The organism is Herbaspirillum robiniae, assembly GCF_002213415.1.
GTDB classification, from domain to species: Bacteria; Pseudomonadota; Gammaproteobacteria; order Burkholderiales; family Burkholderiaceae_D; genus Herbaspirillum; species Herbaspirillum robiniae.
In genome coordinates this window covers 214704-234817 of record NZ_NJGU01000001.1, presented here as the reverse complement: position 1 = coordinate 234817, position 20114 = coordinate 214704, and the positions used below count along the sequence as shown (strand labels likewise).

19 protein-coding genes are annotated in these 20114 nt (G+C 64.8%); 12 read left to right on the top strand and 7 right to left on the bottom strand.

The genetic code is table 11. The features are described from left to right. Positions 1-78: 78 nt before the first annotated feature. The 10 genes from CEJ42_RS00945 to rbsD all read left to right on the top strand — a co-directional run bounded on the left by CEJ42_RS00945 (position 79) and on the right by rbsD (position 8914). On the top strand, positions 79-516 hold the full coding sequence (locus CEJ42_RS00945; protein ID WP_088749785.1) for a universal stress protein: 438 nt from the start codon (positions 79-81) through the stop codon (positions 514-516). Between the two features lie 156 nt (positions 517-672). Continuing rightward, the gene (gene nhaA / locus CEJ42_RS00940; RefSeq protein WP_088749784.1) at positions 673-1857 is read left to right on the top strand and encodes a Na+/H+ antiporter NhaA; all 1185 of its coding nucleotides are present in this window, start codon (positions 673-675) and stop codon (positions 1855-1857) included. A gap of 479 nt (positions 1858-2336) precedes the next feature. Then, the gene (locus CEJ42_RS25350; protein ID WP_269087224.1) at positions 2337-2462 is read left to right on the top strand and encodes a hypothetical protein; all 126 of its coding nucleotides are present in this window, start codon (positions 2337-2339) and stop codon (positions 2460-2462) included. A 67-nt stretch (positions 2463-2529) separates the two neighbouring features. Continuing rightward, the gene (locus CEJ42_RS00935) at positions 2530-2709 is read left to right on the top strand and encodes a hypothetical protein (protein ID WP_079214998.1); all 180 of its coding nucleotides are present in this window, start codon (positions 2530-2532) and stop codon (positions 2707-2709) included. Positions 2710-2955: 246 nt separating this feature from the next. Further along, on the top strand, positions 2956-3903 hold the full coding sequence (locus CEJ42_RS00930) for a sugar ABC transporter substrate-binding protein (RefSeq protein WP_079214997.1): 948 nt from the start codon (positions 2956-2958) through the stop codon (positions 3901-3903). A 91-nt stretch (positions 3904-3994) separates the two neighbouring features. Then, the gene (locus CEJ42_RS00925; RefSeq protein ID WP_088749783.1) at positions 3995-5563 is read left to right on the top strand and encodes a sugar ABC transporter ATP-binding protein; all 1569 of its coding nucleotides are present in this window, start codon (positions 3995-3997) and stop codon (positions 5561-5563) included. 39 nt (positions 5564-5602) lie between these two features. Continuing rightward, positions 5603-6577: an ABC transporter permease gene (locus CEJ42_RS00920; protein ID WP_088749782.1), complete on the top strand. Its 975-nt coding sequence runs from the start codon at positions 5603-5605 to the stop codon at positions 6575-6577. Between the two features lie 22 nt (positions 6578-6599). Then, positions 6600-7607 carry a LacI family DNA-binding transcriptional regulator gene (locus tag CEJ42_RS00915; protein WP_088749781.1) on the top strand — a complete coding sequence of 336 codons (1008 nt, stop codon included), beginning with the start codon at positions 6600-6602 and terminating at the stop codon, positions 7605-7607. Position 7608: 1 nt separating this feature from the next. Continuing rightward, positions 7609-8508: a ribokinase gene (rbsK, locus tag CEJ42_RS00910; RefSeq protein ID WP_079214993.1), complete on the top strand. Its 900-nt coding sequence runs from the start codon at positions 7609-7611 to the stop codon at positions 8506-8508. A 13-nt stretch (positions 8509-8521) separates the two neighbouring features. Beyond that, on the top strand, positions 8522-8914 hold the full coding sequence (rbsD, locus tag CEJ42_RS00905; protein WP_088749780.1) for a D-ribose pyranase: 393 nt from the start codon (positions 8522-8524) through the stop codon (positions 8912-8914). 1 nt (position 8915) lies between these two features. On the opposite strand, the gene CEJ42_RS24360 is transcribed toward rbsD, so the two are convergent. Next, positions 8916-9176 (bottom strand): hypothetical protein, encoded by a 261-nt coding sequence (locus tag CEJ42_RS24360; RefSeq protein ID WP_129587655.1) that lies wholly within the window; start codon positions 9174-9176, stop codon positions 8916-8918. Between CEJ42_RS24360 and CEJ42_RS00900 the strand changes: the two genes are divergently transcribed. After that, positions 9160-10854 carry a methyl-accepting chemotaxis protein gene (locus CEJ42_RS00900; RefSeq protein WP_088749779.1) on the top strand — a complete coding sequence of 565 codons (1695 nt, stop codon included), beginning with the start codon at positions 9160-9162 and terminating at the stop codon, positions 10852-10854. The two genes, CEJ42_RS24360 and CEJ42_RS00900, sit on opposite strands and share 17 nt — an antisense overlap. 78 nt (positions 10855-10932) lie before the next feature. On the opposite strand, the gene CEJ42_RS00895 is transcribed toward CEJ42_RS00900, so the two are convergent. Together CEJ42_RS00895 and CEJ42_RS00890 are read right to left on the bottom strand one after the other, a co-directional pair. Beyond that, positions 10933-12411 (bottom strand): MDR family MFS transporter, encoded by a 1479-nt coding sequence (locus CEJ42_RS00895; protein WP_243397748.1) that lies wholly within the window; start codon positions 12409-12411, stop codon positions 10933-10935. A gap of 91 nt (positions 12412-12502) precedes the next feature. Further along, on the bottom strand, positions 12503-13309 hold the full coding sequence (locus CEJ42_RS00890) for a VOC family protein (RefSeq protein WP_088749778.1): 807 nt from the start codon (positions 13307-13309) through the stop codon (positions 12503-12505). Between the two features lie 232 nt (positions 13310-13541). Between CEJ42_RS00890 and CEJ42_RS00885 the strand changes: the two genes are divergently transcribed. After that, the gene (locus tag CEJ42_RS00885; RefSeq protein WP_088749777.1) at positions 13542-15614 is read left to right on the top strand and encodes a hybrid sensor histidine kinase/response regulator; all 2073 of its coding nucleotides are present in this window, start codon (positions 13542-13544) and stop codon (positions 15612-15614) included. A 77-nt stretch (positions 15615-15691) separates the two neighbouring features. Here the strand turns inward: CEJ42_RS00885 and CEJ42_RS00880 are convergent, their stop codons facing one another. The 4 genes from CEJ42_RS00880 to CEJ42_RS00865 all read right to left on the bottom strand — a co-directional run bounded on the left by CEJ42_RS00880 (position 15692) and on the right by CEJ42_RS00865 (position 19939). Then, positions 15692-17143, bottom strand: a complete 1452-nt coding sequence (locus tag CEJ42_RS00880; RefSeq protein ID WP_088749776.1) for an aminotransferase class V-fold PLP-dependent enzyme — start codon at positions 17141-17143, stop codon at positions 15692-15694. A gap of 300 nt (positions 17144-17443) precedes the next feature. After that, positions 17444-18532: a branched-chain amino acid aminotransferase gene (locus tag CEJ42_RS00875; protein ID WP_079214987.1), complete on the bottom strand. Its 1089-nt coding sequence runs from the start codon at positions 18530-18532 to the stop codon at positions 17444-17446. 356 nt (positions 18533-18888) lie between these two features. Next, the gene (locus tag CEJ42_RS00870) at positions 18889-19464 is read right to left on the bottom strand and encodes a hypothetical protein (protein ID WP_088749775.1); all 576 of its coding nucleotides are present in this window, start codon (positions 19462-19464) and stop codon (positions 18889-18891) included. A 16-nt stretch (positions 19465-19480) separates the two neighbouring features. Continuing rightward, positions 19481-19939, bottom strand: coding sequence for a DUF3304 domain-containing protein (locus tag CEJ42_RS00865; RefSeq protein ID WP_165774368.1), 459 nt, complete (start codon positions 19937-19939; stop codon positions 19481-19483). Between the last annotated feature and the right edge of the window lie 175 nt (positions 19940-20114).

The window sequence follows — 20114 nt, the reverse complement described above, 5'->3', positions numbered from 1 at the left end:
CTTGATGCATATCAAGCCGCTTCGGCCCGCGCAGGCCTACGATGCAGTCATAGGATTTCTCTCACCTGCGAGGTCATCATGTTCAAGAACATCCTGCTGGCAACCGACGGTTCCCGTCTGTGCAACGAATCGGTCAAGGCCGCCATCGCGCTGGCCAAAAGCTGCGGCAGCAAACTGGTCGGGCTGTCGGTGGCGGGCAACCTGCGCGCCTTGTCGATTCCCGAGGTCAGCGTCGGCACCGACGTGCAGCAGAGTGGCGAGGCCGGCCGCGCCAAGGCGATGGCGAGCGTGGCGATGATTTCCGAGATGGCGCGCGAGCAGGGAGTGCCGTGCACGGTGCAGGTGACGCAGGGCGGCCGCCCGTACGAAGAAATCATGCGCGTGGCCGAGCGCGAGCATTGCGACGCGATCTTCATGGCGTCCAAGGCGCGCTCCTCGCTGGGGCGCATGCTGCTGGGCAGCCAGACGCAGAAGGTGCTGGCGCGCAGCAAGCTGCCGGTGCTGGTGTTCCGCTAGGCGCAGACAGGTTTGTGGTGTGGAGGGTAGGGCCGTCCCTGTGGAGAGGGGCGGCCCTTTTTTGTTTCGGGCGCGGATTTGGAGAAATGCTCTGCAGTTGGTACAGTCTGCCCTTGTCCAAAGACGGGCAAGGACGTTTACAGTAAGGAGCAGGTATTGGCCAACGCACACGACACCCGCCACGGCGGCAACGCATTCACCAAATTCTTTGCCCATGAGGCCGCCGGCGGCATCGTGCTGGCGGTGGCCGCCGTACTGGCGCTGGTCATCAGCAATTCGGACTGGCGCGAGGCTTACGGCGCTTTCACGCGCATTCACGGCACGGTCGACGTCGGCGGCCTGGTGGTGCTGTCCAAGCCGCTGCTGCTGTGGGTCAACGACCTGTGGATGGCGGTGTTCTTCTTCCTGGTGGGGCTCGAGATCAAGCGCGAATTCGTCGAGGGCGAACTCGCCTCGCGCAGCCAGGCCATCCTGCCTGCCGCCGCCGCCCTGGGCGGCATGGTGGTGCCGGCGGGGATCTACGCGCTGGTCAATTTGGGCGACCCGGTCGCGCTGCGCGGCTGGGCGATCCCGGCGGCCACCGACATCGCCTTTGCCATCGGCATCGTGATGCTGCTGGGTTCGCGCGTGCCGACCTCGCTGAAGGTTTTCCTGACGGCGGTGGCGATCATCGACGATCTTGGCGCCATTGTCGTCATCGCGCTGTTTTATACCGACAATCTCTCGCTGGGCATGCTGGCGGGCGCTGGCGTGGGCACGCTGGTGCTGGTGCTGCTGAACCGCTCGGGCGTCAAGCGGGCCGATATCTATATCGTGGTCGGGCTGATGATCTGGGTCTGCGTGCTCAAGTCCGGCATCCATGCCACGCTGGCCGGCGTGGTCACGGCGCTGGCGATCCCGATGAAGGACAGTGAAGGCAAGCCGCTGGCCGGGGCGCTGGAGCATGGCCTGCATCCTTGGGTGGCGTTCCTGGTGTTGCCGATGTTCGCTTTCGCCAACGCCGGCGTGGCGCTGCAGGGCATGTCGCTGGGCAGCCTGTTCGAACCGATTCCGCTGGGCATTGCCGCCGGGCTGGTGCTGGGCAAGACGGTGGGGGTGTTCGGCGCTGCGTGGCTGATGGTCAGGAGCGGCCTGGCCAGCGCGCCGGCGGGCGCCAGCACGCGCCAGTTCGTCGGCGTGTGCATGCTGTGCGGGATCGGCTTCACGATGAGCCTGTTCATCGGCGGCCTGGCGTTTCAGGGCTTGAGCGCCGATTTCGAGGCCAAGCTGAAGCTGGGCGTGCTGGGCGGATCCATCCTCGCCGGACTGCTGGGAACGCTGGTCTTGTGGCGCAAGACATAAGCCTGCTGAATGACGCGGGCTTGCGGCTTTTCCGCCGGCAGGCGGGCAGGCGCCGGGCTTAATCTTTTATATCGTTTTCCCGCTGAGGGGCGGGGCGTCGCCAAACGGCGACTGTTGCGGCACTTTCCGTATTGCGACGCAGGATGATGATTTGATAACATTCGAGAGTTGATGCTTTTTCCATTCTCCGCCTTCCCGCTGGAAAAGCTGCAGGCGGGAAAATGTTGTCATGCTGCTTTTGATTTATGACACGCGGAAATTGCTGCTGCGCGAAATAAGCCGTTCTTTACAGGCCGATTTGGCAGGAGCAAGATGAACTGCAAGCCTAGAATCCGCGCGGGAGTTGCCTGAAAACAAGCGGAATGGGTGGCAACAGCCGGTGTGCAGCATCCCTAGCTGGGCCGCTTGAGCGTGTTTTTGCGCATCAGGCAATAAGCAGCGTGAATATTGCGCAGCGACAATATGCGGAGGAGACAGCAATGAAAATCATCGAGGTTCTGATGGGGTACGGCGTACAGGCGCTGTTATGGTATGCGCTGTACGTGCTGGTCGGCAGCTGTGCTTTCGGCGCCTACGTCTGGCGCCGGACCGGTTTCGGTCAGTAATTTTTGCGGGGTCGCGCGGCAGGGGATGCCGTTGCGGCTTGGAACGGAGTCCCGCAGGGGAAGATTTATGCATATTCTGGATCAGGTCATGTCGTGGGGCGTGACCTTTCTTGGCTGGTACGCCGTCTATGTGATGGTGGCCGGCGGCGCGTTCGCCGCCTGGCTGGTTTATCGCCTGTGGGGGCAGGACCTGATCAAGGGGCGCCACGGCAGGCCCCCGCAGCCCCGGCATCGGCGCGTGGACTGAGCTGCGCGCAGCATCTGTTTGAACTGAACTCGTTTTTGCGGCGGATGGCGCGTGGTGCGCCATCCGCCGTCTTGCTTTGCGCCTTCCGCGCGACTTCTCCCCGCCAATCAAAATTGTAAAAAAAGCCGCCTGACGGCTTTTTTTTCTATTTTCCGAGTGCTATCCTGTTTTCGCGCAAACGTTTGCGCAAAGCTAAAGGCGTTCATCTTCGTTGAAACGCCGACAACATCAATAATGGAGACGCACATGAAAAACCTGACCCGCCGCCAGTTCGCGGCAGCCGCGCTGCTGGCCTGCGCAGTCTTCCCCGGCGCCGTCATGGCGCAGACTCCCGCCAAGCCCAAGGTCGCCCTGGTCATGAAATCCCTGGCCAACGAATTCTTCCTGAACATGGAAAACGGCGCGCGCGAGCACCAGAAGGCCCATGCCAGCCAGTACGACCTGATCGCCAACGGCATCAAGGACGAGCAGGACACCGCCAACCAGATCAAGATCGTCGAGCAGATGATCGTCTCCAAGGTCAGCGCGCTGGTGATCGCGCCGGCTGACTCCAAGGCGCTGGTGCCGGTGGTGAAGAAGGCCATCGACGCCGGCATCATCGTGGTCAACATCGACAACAAGCTGGACGACGCCGCGCTCAAGGAGAAGGGCATCAGCGTGCCCTTCGTCGGACCGGACAACCGCAAGGGCGCCAAGCTGGCCGGCGACTACCTCGGCAAGCAACTGAAGCAGGGCGACAAGGTCGCCATCATCGAAGGCGTCTCGACCACCGTCAATGCACAGCAGCGCACCCTGGGCTTCCAGGATGCGATGAAGGATGCGGGCGCCAACGTGGTCACCGTGCAGTCCGGCCAATGGGAAATCGACCAGGGCAACAAGGTCGCCGCCTCTATCCTGAACGCGCATCCTGACGTCAAGGCCATCCTGGCCGGCAACGACAACATGGCGCTGGGCGCTGTGGCCGCGATCCGCGCCGCCGGCAAGACCGGCAAGGTGCTGCTGGTGGGCTATGACAACATCAACGCCATCAAGCCCATGCTCAAGGACGGCCGCGTGCTGGCCACCGTCGATCAATATGCGTCGCAACAGGCGGTCAACGGCATCGAGACGGCGCTCAAGGCCGTGACCGAGAAGAAGCCGCAGAGCAGCCTCGGCGGTGTCGTCGAAACCAAGGTTTCGCTGATCACCAAGTAAGCACCAAGTAAGCCGCCCCGGCTTGCGGATGGCTTGCGCCCGGCAGCGGGCGCCGGCCGTCCGCGATGTTTCAACCTGCGCGACCGCCTTCATGCCGCCTACACAATCGCATTCTCCCTCCGCTCCCTTGCTGGCCTTGTCCGGCATCGGCAAGAGCTACGCCGCGCCGGTGCTGGACGGCATCGACCTGGACCTGCATCCGGGCCAGGTGCTGGCCTTGACCGGCGAAAACGGCGCCGGCAAGAGCACGCTCTCCAAGATCGTCTGCGGCCTGGTCGAGGCCAGCGCCGGCGGCATGCTGCTGGACGGCCAGCCTTACCAGCCGGCCTCGCGCACCGCCGCCGAGGCGCTGGGCATCCGCATGGTGATGCAGGAGCTGAACCTGATTCCCACGCTGTCCATCGCCGAAAACCTGTTCCTGGAAAAGCTGCCGCAGCGCTTCGGCTGGATCGACCGCAAGCGCCTCGGCGCGGATGCGCGGCAGCAGATGGAAGTGGTCGGCCTGGGCGACCTCGACCCGTGGACGCCGGTGGGCGAACTGGGCCTGGGCCACCAGCAGATGGTGGAGATCGCGCGCAACCTGATCGGCAGCTGTCGTTGCCTGGTGCTGGACGAACCCACCGCCATGCTGACCAGCCGCGAGGTCGAACTGCTGTTCTCGCGCATCGAGCGGCTGCGCGACGAGGGCGTGGCGATCATCTACATCTCGCACCGGCTCGAAGAATTGAAGCGCATCGCCGACCGCATCGTGGTGCTGCGCGACGGCAAGCTGGTATGCGACGAAGACATCAGCCGCCACAGCACCGAACAACTGGTGCAGCTGATGGCCGGCGAGCTGGCGAAGGTCGATCTTGATTCCGACCAGAGAAAGATCGGCGCACCGGTCCTGCGCGTGCGCGCACTGGCGCGCGCCGGCGTGGTGGAGCCGGCCAGCCTGGACCTGCACGCAGGCGAGGTGCTGGGCATCGCCGGCCTGATCGGTTCGGGCCGCACCGAACTGCTGCGCCTGATCTTCGGCGCCGACCGCGCCGATGCGGGGGAGGTCTTCATCGGCGACAGCCCGGCGCCGGCACATATCCGCAGTCCCCGCGACGCGGTGCGCGCCGGCATCGCCATGGTCACTGAAGACCGCAAGGGACAGGGCCTGCTGCTGCCGCAAGCCATCAGCGTGAACACCTCGCTGGCCGATCTCGGTCGGGTGAGCCGCCACGGCGTGCTGGATCACGCCAGGGAAGCCGACGTCGCCGCCGACTACGTCAGGAAGCTGCGCATCCGTTCCGGCAGCGTGGCGCAGGCGGCGGGCGAGCTGTCCGGCGGCAACCAGCAGAAGGTGGTGATTGCGCGCTGGCTCTACCGCGACTGCCCGATCATGCTGTTCGACGAGCCCACGCGCGGCATCGACATCGGCGCCAAGTCCGACATCTACCGCCTGTTCGCCGAACTGGCCGGGCAGGGCAAGGGCTTGCTGGTGGTGTCCAGCGACCTGCGCGAGCTGATGCAGATCTGCGACCGCATCGCGGTGATGAGCGCGGGCCGGATCGCCGGCGTCTTCGGCCGCGACGACTGGTCGCAGGAGCGCATCCTGGCCGCCGCCTTCAGCGGCTACGTCGGGCGCCAGGAGGCCGTCCACGCGGCCCAGGTGGCCGGAAACACCGCCTAGGCGGCACAAGAACAATCGGATATCGGGACTACGAAACACATGCTTACCTCTTCCAACAGCCGGCAATCGGCCTACCTCGCCGGCATCAAGAACTATCTCGGGCTGGTTGCGGCCCTGCTGGCGATGTGCGTCATGTTCGCCTTCCTGAGCGAGAACTTCCTCAGCGCGGCCACCTTCATCACGCTGTCCAACGACATTCCGCCGCTGGTGGTGATGTCGGTGGGCATGACCTTCATCCTGATCATCGGCGGCATCGACCTCTCGGTGGGCTCGGTGATGGCGCTGGCGGCCTCCATGCTGTCGATGGCGATGGTGCGCTGGGGCTGGCCGCTGTATGCGGCCGCGCCGCTGGGCGTAGTGGTGGCGGCCGCCTGCGGCACGCTGACCGGGCTGGTCTCGGTGCACTGGCGCATCCCTTCTTTCATCGTCTCGCTGGGCGTGCTGGAGATCGCGCGCGGCCTGGCGTACCAGGTCACCAATTCGCGCACCGAATACATCGGCAGCGCGGTTGATGTGGTCAGCTCACCGGTGCTGCTGGGCATGTCGCCGGCCTTCCTGGCGGCGATCGCCATCGTCATCGCGGCGCACCTGGTGCTGACCCGCACGGTGCTGGGCCGTTACTGGATCGGCATCGGCACCAACGAGGAAGCGGTGCGGCTGTCCGGCGTAAACCCCAATCCCAGCAAGGTGCTGGCCTTCGCCCTGATGGGTGCGTTTGCCGGCATCGCGGCGCTGTTCCAGGTGTCGCGCCTGGAGGCGGCCGACCCCAACGGCGGCGTCGGCATGGAGCTGCAGGTGATCGCGGCGGTGGTGATCGGCGGCACCAGCCTGATGGGCGGGCGCGGCTCCATCATCAGCACCTTCATCGGCGTGCTGATCATCTCGGTGCTGGAGGCGGGGCTGGCGCAGATCGGCGTTTCCGAGCCGATGAAGCGTATCATCACGGGCGCGGTCATCGTCGTGGCCGTGATCCTGGATACCTACCGCCGACGCGGCCAGCGCCACGCGCGCTGATCGCGGCTCTCACCAGACCGATATGTCAACCATCAAGGATGTCGCCAAACTGGCCGGGGTGTCGTACACCACGGTCTCGCACGTGCTCAACGAAACCCGGCCGGTCAGCCCCGAGGCGCGCGAGCGCGTGCTGCGCGCGGTGGAGGATCTGGCCTACGTGCCCAGCGCGCTGGCGCGCTCGCTCAAGAGCAAGGTGACCGGCAGCATCGGGCTGATCATTCCCAACAACACCAACCCCTATTTCTCCGAACTGGCGCGCGGCATCGAAGACAGCTGCTATGAAGCCGGCTACAGCGTCATCCTGTGCAACTCCGACGACGACCCCGACAAGCAGCGCGACTACCTGCAGGTGCTGATGACCAAGCGCTGCGACGGCCTGATCATCGCCACGCTGACCCAGACCGACCTGAAGCCCAGCAGCAGGCTGGATGTGCCGACGGTGCTGCTGGACCGCGCCCCCAAGGAGCTCGATACCGACCTGGTCAGCACCGACAACGTGCTGGGCGGGGAGCTTGCCGCGCGCCACCTGCTGGAGCTGCAACGCCGCCGCATCGCCTGTATCGCCGGGCCCAGCGGACTGGCGTTGTCGGACGAGCGGGTGCAGGGCCTGAGCCGCACGCTCAGGCAGGGCGGTGCCAGCCTGGCAGAGGGCGACCTGCTGCACGCCGACTTCAGCAGCACCGGCGGCTACCAGGCGGCGATGCAACTGCTGCGGAGGGAGGGGCGTCCGGACGCCATCTTCTGCTGCAACGACATGATGGCCATCGGCGTGCTGCGCGCGGCCGGCGAACTGCAGATCGAGGTGCCGGGCCAGTTGTCGGTGGTCGGCTTCGACGATATCGAGCTGGCCCAGTTCGTCCATCCGCCGCTGACCACGGTGGCGCAGAACACCCGGCGCCTGGGCAACCTCACCGCGCAGCTGCTGCTGGAGCGCATCGCCGATCCCGCGCTGCCCGCGCGGCGCGAGACGATGGCGCCGCAATTGCAAATCCGGGGCTCCACGGCCCCGTTCCCGAACTCACGGAAATAACATGATCGTCATCATCGGCAGCGTCAACATGGACCTGGTTCTGCGCGTGCCGCGCATGCCCTTGCCGGGCGAAACCCTGGCAGGCGAAAAATTCATGACCATCCCCGGCGGCAAGGGCGCCAACCAGGCGGTCGCCTGCGCGCGGCTATCCGCGCCCGGCACGCCGGTGGCCATGGTGGCCTGCGTCGGCGGCGACGCCTTCGGCCGGCAGATGCGCGCCTCCATCGTCGCCGGCGGCATCGACGACTCCTATATCGACAGCATCGACGGCGAAGCCACCGGCATCGCTTCCATCATGGTCGACCGGCAGGGGCAGAACAGCATCGTGCTGGCCGCCGGCGCCAATGCCCGCCTGGACATCGAACACATCGAACGCGCCCGCGCGGTGATTGAGTCGGCCTCCATCGTGCTGTTGCAGCTGGAGGTGCCGATCCCGACCGTGCTGCACGCCATCGATCTGGCGCACGCGCTGGGCAAGACCGTGGTGCTCAATCCGGCGCCGGCCCAGGCATTGCCGCCGGCGCTGCTGCAAAAGATCGACTACCTGATCCTCAACGAGATCGAAGCCGCCATGCTGGCCGAGCGGGAGTCCGACGACATTCCCATGCTGGCCGACAGGCTGCACGCCCTGGGCGCCCGCAACGTGGTGGTGACGCTGGGTGAAAAGGGCGTATACGGATCGTTCGCCGTGGCCGGCAAGCGCCACCAGGATGCCCGGCCGGTGAAAGCGGTCGACACCACCGCCGCCGGCGACACATTCATCGGCGGCTTCATCGCCGCGCTGGCGCAAGGACGCGGCGAGTTCGAGGCCGTTGCCTACGGCCAGGCGGCGGCGGCCTTGAGCGTGACGCGCGCCGGCGCCCAGACCTCGATTCCGTCGCGCGACGAAGTCATCCTCTGACACCAGGAAAACCATGAAAAAGACCCCGCTGCTCAACGCCGCCATCTCGCAGGCCATCGCCGCCATGGGCCACGGCGACACCATCGTCATCGGCGATGCCGGCCTGCCGGCGCCGCCGGGGGTGCCGGTGATCGACCTGGCGCTGACCCACGGCATTCCCGATTTCATGAGCGTGCTCAAGACCGTGCTGACCGAGCTGCAGGTCGAGAGCCATGTGCTGGCCACCGAGCTCGACGCCCGCAGCCCGCAACTGGCCGCCGAAATCTACGCGCTGCGCGTGCCCGGCAAGCAGGAACTGCCGCATGAGGAGTTCAAGCAGCGCACGCGACAGGCCAAGGCCTTCATCCGCACCGGCGAATGTACGCCTTACGCCAATATCATCCTGGCGTCGGGCGTGGTCTTCTGAATCATCCGTCGGTCGCTTGATTGCTTGAATGGCAATCAATTGCGCCGAACAGGATGTAAATAACGTCAATTCCGGGGAGTACAGACGCGAAGGGATTGCCACGCATCACTTTTTCGCGCATCATCGCTCCCTCAAAAAAATAAAAACATCGGTTCTGCCCGCCAAAGGCTGTTCGGATAAAAAAGCATCGTCTTGACGAAAGAGAAGGAGAGACAGCGACCAAAACGAACAGCAAAGGGAAGAGCATGTCCACGTATTTCAAGAATCTCGGCGTCGGAGTCCGCCTGGGCGCCGTATTCGCCCTCATCGTCGCGCTGCTGGCCGTCGTCAGCGTCACCGCCTTCATCAAGATCAACAACATCAACAAGGCGATCAACCAGATCGTCTCCGACCGCTATCTCAAGGTGCGCTGGGCCTTCGACGTGCGCGACGGCGTCAACGACCAGATCAAGTACCTGCGCGGCATCGTCATCGACGCCGGCCGCCCCGGCCTGAACGACAAGCGCTACGGCCAGATGGAAGTGGCCGTCAGGCAGACAAAGGAAGCCATCGACAAGATCGCCGCGCGCCAGGTGACCGCGGTCGGCAAGAAGAAGATCAAGGAACTGGACGACGCCCGCCAGGCCTTCGAGTCGGGCAAGACCGAGCTGATCGCGCTGGCCCGCGCCGGCAATGTGGACGCCGCGGGCGAATACGCGCTGCGCAAGATCACCAATACCCAGAACGCCTACCTCGATATCGCCACCGCCTTCGCGAACTCGCAGGACCAGCAGCTGCAAGCCGAAGGCAAGCAGGCCATCGAAGACGGCGCGCTGGCCATCAACGTCACGCTGGCATGCTCGGGCATCGCGGTGCTGGCCGCCATCATCCTCGGCTACCTGCTGACCCGTTCCATCGTGCGTCCGCTCAATGAAGCCGTGCGCGTGGCCGAGAATGTCGCCGCGGGCGACCTGACCACCCGCATCGACGCCAGCGCCCGCGATGAAACCGGCCAGCTGATGCATGCGTTGAAGAAGATGAACGACAACCTGGTCTCCATCGTCTCCGGCGTGCGCACCGGCACCGAGTCGATCACCACCGCCTCCAACGAGATCGCCAGCGGCAACCTCGACCTGTCGGCCCGTACCGAGCAGCAGGCCGGTTCGCTGGAAGAGACCGCCTCGGCCATGGAAGAGATGACGTCCACCGTCAAGCAGAACGCCGACAACGCCCGCCAGGCCAACCAGATGGCGGCGTCGGCCTCGCAGATCGCGCTGCAGGGCGGCGAGATCGTGGGCCGCGTGGTCGATACGATGGAAGAGATCAACTCGTCGTCGAAGAAGATCGTCGACATCATCGGCGTGATCGATGGCATCGCCTTCCAGACCAACATCCTGGCATTGAACGCCGCGGTGGAAGCGGCGCGCGCCGGCGAGCAGGGCCGCGGCTTTGCCGTGGTGGCGACCGAAGTGCGTTCGCTGGCCCAGCGCTCGGCGGCGGCCGCCAAGGAAATCAAGCAACTGATCGACGACTCGGTGGCCAAGGTCGACGGCGGCAGCAGGCTGGTGGCCGAAGCCGGGGCGACCATGGACCAGGTGGTCAGCAGCGTCAGGAGCGTGACCGACATCGTCGGCGAGATCACTGCCGCCAGCTCCGAACAGAGCAGCGGCATCGAAGAAATCAACCGCGCCATCACCCAGATGGACGAAGTCACCCAGCAGAACGCGGCACTGGTCGAAGAAGCCGCCGCCGCCGCGCAGGCGATGCAGGAGCAGGCCCAGAACCTGACGCAGGCGATCAGCATCTTCAAGTTGTCGCATGCCGCGACCGCGTCGGTGATCGAGGTGGCGGCGCGTCCGGCCGCCGTCAGGCCGGCTGCGTCCCCATCGCGCCTGGTGCGCCCGCAACTGAAGCAGGCCAGGCCGGCGACCCAGGACGAGGACGCCTGGGAAACCTTCTGAAGCGCCAACGCATGAAAGCAAAAGAGCAACCCGCGGGTTGCTCTTTTTTTGCCTTGAAACCGGTATCCGGGTAGACGCTCAGTCCATCGCCACCACCGGATGTTCGCCGGAGCGCAGCAGCACATTGGGCGACTTCAGGCTGATCAGCAAGGCCACCAGCATGGCGGCCGCGATGCCCAGGAACATCACGCTGAAGGCCGCCGGCGCCACGCTGACGGCGGGCATGACGGCGCCGTGCATGTCCATCGCGCCGGAAGCGCCGGGCAGGTGCAGCTGCGACTCGAGATAGGCGCCGACGGCGGCGCCGCCCAGCATGCTGCCCACCGAGCGCAACAGCAGCAGAGTGCCGGTGGCGGTGCCGATATCGCCCTGGCGGGCGGCATTCTGGACCGACATCAGGGTGCCGACCATGGCGCAGCCGAGGCCGACCCCGGCCAGCGCTGAAAAGGCGATCGTCGCCGCCAGCGGCAAATGGCCGGCGGCGGTGGCCAGCAGCAGGAAGCCGGCAATCGACATCAGCGTGCCGCTGACCACGACCGGCTTCATGCGCCCCATCTTGCGCGCCAGGTGGCCAGTGGCGAAGTTGCCGGCGACGTTGGCGACCAGGAAGGGAATCATCAGCAGCCCGGCATTGGTGGCGCCGCTGCGAAACATGTTCTGGTAGAAGATCGGCAGCACGAACAGCGAGGCGAACACGCCGCCCGCAGCCAGCGTGGACGAGAGCGTGCCCGTGAGCAGGGCGCGGTCGGTGAACAGGCGGGGCGGAAACAGGCCGTCCGCCTTGCGGATCTGCTGGAGCACCAGCAGGCCGAACGCGGCGACGAAGAGCGCGCCCATGCCCAGCATCTCGCCCGAGGCCCAGGGCAGTGCCTTGCCGCCCAGCGTGAGCATGAGCAGCAGCGAGCTCACGGTAGCGATCATCAGCAGGCTGCCGGCCGTGTCGAAGCGGGTCTTGTAGCCGCGCGCGGTGAAGGAGGCGGGCAGGCCGCGGCGGCACAGGCGCAACGCCAGCAGGCCCAGCGGCAGGTTGATCCAGAACAGCCATTGCCAGGAGGCGTGGTCGGCCAGGAAGCCGCCCACCAGCGGCCCCGCGATCGAGGCCACGGCCCAGACGCCGGCCAGGTAGCCCTGGTAGCGCCCGCGTTCGCGCGGCGTCACTGCATCGGCGATGGCCGCCTGCGCGAGCGACATCAGCCCGCCGCCGCCCAGGCCCTGCAAGGCGCGCAGGAAGATCAGCTGGGTAATGCTCTGCGCCAGGCCGCAGGCCACCGAGGCGGCGATGAAGATGACCAGGCAGATTTCCAGAAGCCGGCGGCGGCCGTAGGTGTCGGACAGCCGGCCGTAGATCGGCGCGACGATGGTGGACGCCAGCAGGTAGGCGGTCAGGATCCAGGAGAGGTTGCGGCTGTCGTGCAGGTCGCGCGCGATGGCGGGGATGGCCGGGATGACCACGGTCTGGTCCAGCGCCGCCAGGAAGATGCAGATCACGATGCCGCTTAAGACCTTCATGACCGCCTTGTGTTTGAGATCCGCCTCGCCGGCCGTCGTCGTGCTCATTGCCTTGCTGCTTTCCATGCCTGAAATTCGAAGGACGCAATTGTACCGCCGGACCGGGCGGCGGGCGCGCGGCCTTCCCGGCCGGCGGGGATCAGGCGAATTCCAGCAGCGCCTGGAAGGCGGGCAGGGCGAGCGTCACGCGCTGGGCCTCCTCGCGCATGGGCAGGCCCAGCGTGCGTGCCCGGGCGGCAATGTCGGCGCGATCGCCGCCGCGCAGGCGGATGGCGGCAAAGAAGGCGTCGCGCTGCGGCAAATGCGCCGCCAGCTCGCCGAAGCGCGCGGCGAGGCCTTCGCCTTCGCTGCCGGTGAATTCCAGCGCAAAACCGGCGTCCCAGGCGCCCAGCCGCGCGTAGTCGGCCTGCGCCCGCGCCGGATCGGCGTCGGCCACCAGCAGGCTTGAAATTGCGCTCACGCCGTTGGGATGCGCCATCCACTCGTCGCGCCATACCAGCTCCGGCGTCAGGTGGCGGCATGCATACACGCGGCCGGCGGCGAACTGCCCCGGCAGCAGGCGCACCGTGGAAAAGCGCGCATCGACGGCCTCGCCGCCGACGTCCACCGGGCGCGAAAAATGCTGTACCGGCTGCGCCTGCAATCCCATGGCAACCCAGCGTTCGCGGCAGGCCGGCACGTCGTCGACGGCGTAGACCAGGCCGTCGATGCCGACCGGGCTGTCGAGGATTTCCTGGCGGACCTTGTCACTGTCGCGCGGTTGGCCGATGAGCTCCAGATAGCCTCCCGCCAGCACCACCAGGTGATTGACCGAACCCAGCGTGTGATAGCCGCGCGGCGTCACGATGAAGCCCAGGCCTTCCAGCAGGCGCTGTGCGGCGTCGATGTCGTAATGGGTGTTCAGGACCAGATGGTCGAGCTGGGCGGGCGATTCGCGGTGGTTCATGGCCAATTGCAGGTGAGAAATGTACGGGGACGGGCGAGGGCGGACGAGGGCGGACTAAGTCGGCCACGCCGGACAAAGGCGCAAGCTTAGCCTACATTCGTGCAGCCGGTATTGCGCGAAGAGGGCCTGATTGCAGCGCGCAACGATGGTATCCTCGCCGGTTAAGATATTCCTTACGCCGAGGCGCTCGCCGGCATGCCGCCGCGAGGCCGGGCCAGCCACGAAAGGCGCTATGTTGAACAATGAACCGGTCACGCTCAGCCGAGCGGCGCTCGAAGAAGAGGTGGCACTGAGCCGGGTGCGGCGTCAGGCGCTTTTCGAGGCGATCGACGACGGCTTCTGCATCATCGAGTTCATCGACGGCCCGCACGGACCGTTGAGCGACTACGTCCACGTCGAAGCCAATTCCGGCTACGAACGCCACACCGGCATTCGCGGCGTCGTCGGCAAGCGCCTGCGCGAAATCGAGCCCGATCATGCCGATACCTGGCTGCAGGTCTATGGCGAGGTGCTGCGCACCGGCCAGACCGTGCGCTTCGAGCAGGAGTTCGTCGCTGCTGGGCGGTATATCGAGGTTTCCGCCACCCGGGTCGGGCCGGAGGAGATGCGCCAGGTTTCGGTGCTGTTTCGCGATGTGACGGTGCGCAAGAAAACCGAAATCGCCCTGCGCGAAAACGTGCAGCGCGTGCAGCTGGCCATGGGCGCCGGCGCCATCATCGGCACCTGGATCTGGGATGTGAAGGCCGACCAGTTCAGCGTCGACGAAGGCTTTGCCAGCGCTTTCGGCTTCGATCCGGAAAAGGGCAGGAGCGGGCTGAGCCTGGAAGATGTGATCGAGACGGTTCACCCCGACGACCGCGCCGGACTGGCCGCCGCCATCAAGGATGCGCTGGGCCGCGGCGGCGCCTATGCGCATCAGTACCGCACGCGCCGGCGCGACGGCCTTTATTACTGGCTGGAGGCCAACGGCCGGGTCGAGCTGGCGGCGGATGGTTCGCCCAGCCAGTTCCCCGGCGTGCTGATCGACGTGGAAGGCCGGCGCGCCGTCGAAGCCGAGCGCGACCGTGCGATAGCCGAGCTGCGCGCCTTGAACGAAACGCTGGAGCAGCGCGTGGACGAACGCACCGCCGCGCTGCTCAACGCCGAAGAGGCGCTGCGCCAGTCGCAGAAAATGGAGGCGGTCGGACAACTGACCGGCGGCCTGGCCCACGATTTCAACAATATCCTGGCCGGCATCGGCGGCAGCCTGGAGCTGATGAAGATCCGCCTGGCCCAGGGCCGCATCGGCGACATCGACCGCCACGTCAACGGCGCCCAGGCCGCGGTGAAGCGCGCGGCCGCGCTGACGCAGCGCCTGCTGGCGTTCTCCCGTCGGCAGACGCTCGATCCCCGGCCTTCCAACCTCAACCAGATCGTGTCGGGCATGCACGACCTGATCGGACGCAGCGTCGGTCCGGCCATCTCGGTCGAAACAGTAGCCGCCGGCGGCCTGTGGAGCGCCTTCGTCGACGTCGGCCAGCTGGAAAACTCCCTCCTGAACCTCTGCATCAACGCCCGCGACGCCATGCCCGACGGCGGCAAGCTCACCATCGAGACCGCCAATCGCTGGATGGACGACCGCGCCGCGATGCAGCGCGGCCTGCAGACCGGCCAATACCTGTCGCTCTGCGTGAGCGACACCGGCACCGGCATGTCGCCGGACGTGGTGGCGCGCGCCTTCGACCCGTTCTTCACCACCAAGCCGACCGGCCAGGGCACCGGCCTGGGCTTGTCGATGGTTTATGGCTTTGCCGGGCAGTCGGGCGGCACGGCGCGCATTTACTCGGAGCTCGGCCGCGGCACCATGGTGTGTATCTATCTGCCGCGCTATGTCGGCGAAGAGGGCGCCGAGGAGCCGCTGCAGCGGGAGGACCCGTCGCCGACCGCCTCGGGACTCAAGACCATCCTGGTCGTGGACGACGAGCCGCTGGTGCGCATGGTGGCGGTGGAGGTATTGCAGGATCTGGGCTATCACGTGCTCGAGGCGGAAGACGGCGCCTCGGCCGTCAAGGTGATGGGCGCCCATCCGGAAATCGACCTGCTGATCACCGACGTCGGCCTGCCCAACGGAATGAACGGCCGGCAACTGGCCGACGCGGTGCGTGTGCAGAGGCCGGAGCTGCCGGTGCTGTTCATCACCGGCTACGCCGAGAATGCGGTGCTCAACCACGGACACCTGGAGCGCGGCATGCAGGTGCTGACCAAGCCGTTTGCGGCCGAGGCGCTGGGACGGCGGGTGGGCGAACTGGTCGGCGGGGAGCGCTAGCGGCAGGCCTGATACATGCGCCAGCGCCGCAACGGCATTCCCGGCCGGGCCGACGCAATTCGCCGGTAACCGGTCGCCTAGGCCATCTTCTCCGACAACGCCCACATCGATTCCACCAGGCGATCGATATCGCTAGCGTCATGCCACACATGGGTGGAAATGCGTATGCCGTGATGGTTCGCCGGGGCGCCGACTACCGCAAAATCCACCTTGCGCAGGACGAATCCCGGCGCGAAGTCGCTCTGCATGCGGCCGACGAACTGTTCGGCCTTGCGTCCGTCCATGATGTCAGAGGGCGTCCTGAACGGATTGAAAGACGTCATCGCCGAGACCAGCTTGGGGTCGTCCTTCGGCGAGTACAAAGCGCTGATGCCCCAGCGCTCCACGATGCGCTCCTTCAGGTAGGCCGACAACGCCAGGTCATAGGTCTCGATCTTCTTGCGGCCGATGCCGTCCCACATTTCGCAGGCGCGCACCAGTGACTTGAACATGGGCGTATGCAAGCTGCCGCAGCTGGTCGCGCTGGCGGCGATGTCGACGCTGGCCGCGCCACTGCCGCCCCTGGCCTGGCGGGAATAGACGTTGGTATGGATCGGATACCACTTGGGCAACGGCAGCGGATTGGACGCGCGCAGCTTGTTGCGAATGACCAGGATACCGGTCGAGCTTGGGCCGCATTGCCATTTGTGTCCGGCCCCGGCCATGAAGTCCATGCCCAGCGCGGCGTAGTCGTACGCCATCATGCCCGGCAAATGCGCGCCGTCCACGATGCTGATCAGTTCATGTTTCTTCACCACTTCCATCAGCTCTGCGATCGGCAGCATGGTGCCGGTCTTGTACGAGGGCGCTGACCACATCACCGCGCGCACACGCTTGCCGCGGGCGCGCAGCTGCCGGATCCGGCTGTCGAAGAGCTCGACATAGGTCGCCGCGCTTTGCGCATTGCCGACCGGTAATTCCACGCGCGAAATCTCGATGCCGTAACGATCGGCGGCGATGGCCAGCGGGATGTTGCCGCCGCTGTGCTCGTGGTTGGTGGTGACGATGACATCGCCGGCCTGCCAGTCGAGGCCGAGAATGGCGTGGCACATCCCGGACGAGGCATTTCCCGAAAAGGCCAGTTCATCGGCATCCACGCCAAAACCGGGCGCGACCCGGGCGCGCAGCTCGGCCAGCGTGCCATAGCCGCTGGCGGACTCCATGGCCTTGAGATGATTTTCCTGGTTGAAGACGTCCAATGCCACCCTGGGCATCGAGCCGCCGGTGCCGATGTTCACGAAGGTCTTGTTCGGGTTGAGCACGAACATGTCCTGTACCCGCGCCCAGAATGCGTCGTCCTGCAGCAGCACGGACGACGGCGTCGCCGCGGCGGACGCCATCGCCGAACCCGTCATCGCGACGCCGGCGCCGTAGCCCAGCACATGCAGGAAGGCGCGGCGGCTGGCGCTCCATCCGTTGGCGGAGGATGCGCTGGCCGCAGTTTTGTTTTCATCGATTCGTGCGCTTGCCAGGATATTGTTATCCGACATATTGAAGCTCCAGACAGAAGATGGTTAAGAGGCTTCACATCAGGCGGATCGTCCATGCCGCGCCGTCCGTCAAGCCGGGAGCCGGTGATTCTGTCGGACTTCCGGGCTGCGGCCGGGCAGATGCTCATCAATGGTGGAAAAGTTCGTAGGAATTGCGGAAAGGCGTTTGGGGCAGGGCAGAAATGCGGATTTTTATCGTGGGCTGCTGACAGTAATTCGGCGGCAGCACAAAAAAATACGGCCCTCGTTTCCGAGGGCCGTATTCATGCGCATCGAACCGGCAGGGCGCCGGTATCGGGATCAAGCCAGGCGCTTGACCCAGCCGAACGGGTCTTCAGCCTTGCCGCTCTGGATATCCAGCAGGGCGTTCTTCAGTTTCAGCGTGGTGTCGCCGGCCTTGCCGCTGCCGATGGTGAATTCGGAGTTGGCGCGCTTAACGTGGCGAATCGAGGTGATCACGGCGGCGGTGCCGCAGGCGAAGGCCTCGACCAGCTTGCCGCTCTTGGCATCGGCCTCCCACTGCTCGATGGAATACAGTTCCTCGCGGGCTTCGATGCCCAGTTTCGCGGCCAGTTTCAGCACGGAGTCGCGGGTCACGCCCGGCAGGATCGTGCCGCCCAGCGGCGGGGTCTGGATCGAGCCATCCTTGAAGACGAAGAAGATGTTCATGCCGCCCAGTTCTTCGACCCAGGTCTTTTCGCGGCTGTCCAGGAACACCACCTGGTCGCAGCCCTGGCGCTGGGCTTCAGCCTGCGCCGCCAGGCTGGCCGCATAGTTGCCGCCGCACTTGGCTTCGCCGGTACCGCCGATGCCGGCGCGGGAGTAGTTTTCCGAGACCCACAGCGAAATGCCGGAATCGCCATCCTTGAAGTAATTGCCGACCGGGCAAGCCAGCACGTAATAGGAGTATTCGGTCGACGGCTTCACGCCCAGTACCGACTGGCTGGCAAACATCACCGGGCGCAGGTACAGGGACGAGCCGCGCTCCTTCGGAATCCAGTCCTTGTCGATCAGGGCCAGCTTCTCGACCGACTCCAGGAACACCTCCTCGGGCAGCGGCGCCATCGCCAGGCGCTCGGCCGACTTCACGAAGCGGCGCGCATTGGCATCCGGGCGGAACAGGGAAATGCCGCCGTCTTCGCGACTGTAGACCTTCAGGCCTTCGAAGATTTCCTGGGCGTAATGGAACACCAGGGCGCTGGGCGGAATGGTCAGCGGCGCGTAGGGAACGATCTTGCCGTCATGCCAGCCGTCGGCGGCGGTATAACGGGCCGACGCCATGTTCGAGGAGAAGACGCTGCCGAATCCGGGGTTCTTCATCGCCGCTTCACGCACATCGGCGGCGGCTTGAACGGAGTTCTGCGTGGAAAAGAAATTGGGGGTACTCATTGCAAATCACCCGGGAAACAGGTTGAACAAAGCATCGGAAAGCAAACTTCGTGATGCGCCAATCCGCTATTTTAGCCGTTGAGAGTGGAGAGTGCTGATGCGTGTCTGAGTCTTGGGGGGGAAGCGGGATTAATGGCTTGGTCGAATAGCTTATGTTATTTTACATAATACAAATTATGCGAAATATTGGGCAAAACGGCAGCACAGCAAATCCGAGAAATGCCGCCTCTTAGTTGGCGATGCCGTCAACCAAATGGTTGTAGCCGAGCAGACTAAGCGGCATTGCCGTAATCGGCCACCGTCAACAGCATCCATGTCGTTGTCAGAAAAATCCGTATCTTCATGAGATGCCGCATCTACGGCGCAGCGGCAGTGTCCCACAATGGCTTGCCACTCTCCCATACGGCCTGTGGGAGATTGGTCAATGCATCGTTGAATGCATCGTCCGACACCGGCGGATGTGCCATCAAGGCTTTGACCTCTGGCCGCTCGATGCCTTTGCCCGAGGTGTACAGTGCCAGCAGCAGATAGTAGGTCTGACGGTTGACGTCGTCCAGGCCAGACCGTTTTGCCCGTTGTAGGTAGCGGTTCACGAAGTCGGACAAGACCTTGGGCGCGACTTTGCGGGTCTCATCAGGTATTACAAGGCGCAAATGCTCGAGCAGTGCATCGCGCTCTGCGCTGGTTGGGGCCGCAGGCGCAGCCTGATACTGGGCCTGCGCCATTGGCGACGCGCCCAGTGCCAGGCTGACAGCGAACATTACTACAAAACGTCTGATTGCTTGCTGGGGCGATTGTCCCCGTTCCTGAATCGACTTCCCTTCGCGGGAACGCAGAAAAGCCATCGACTGGGCGCCTTGCGAGGCTTCCTTGGCGGAGAACTTTCTTTTGCCGTCAATGGGAACCGGCTGGCCGGTATACCGCATGCTCATGTCTGCCTGCCTCCGTTCAGTGAAGAACCGATTTCAGTTCGACATCCTTACCCTGCAAGGGATAGTCGGGATGCCATGTCTCCAGCGAAGTAACCAATACCCTCACCTCGCCGTTGCGCAGGAAATGGATATTCACGTGCCCGGTGTCCTCGCGATTATATTGCGGCACCGGAACCTCCTTTGATATCTGTTGCGCGGTGCCGGAGCCGTCTTGCCAAGTGGCGTGCACCTGCGCGGTCAGGAAAGGCTTCCATTGCTTGGGCACCGATGTGCAGCAGATGTCACCGCTACCTTCTCCCCTTCCGACAAAGCCACCGGCGGCACGCTTGCCGCCCGTCAGCTTGAATTCGAAATCATCAATACTGTGATCGGTATGGTTATAGGCGGTGAAATCCATGGCGTATCCCTCCTCGAGGAACTGTGCATCGTGGCAGCCGACCAGCGGCGATAACAGGGTGGCTGCCAGCAGCGTCACGCGAATCTTTGTCGGCAAAGCACTCATTTCATCTTTAGTTGATGCGGTCGGCGCTCTTGTCGTTTCCGATCGAATCGAGGAAATGACAGTTTCGTGCTTTTCATCCGATCATTTCTCTCGTTTTCTCAATCCAGTCATGTCTGGTCACAGTCGTCTTCCCGCCTCCGGCGGTAGG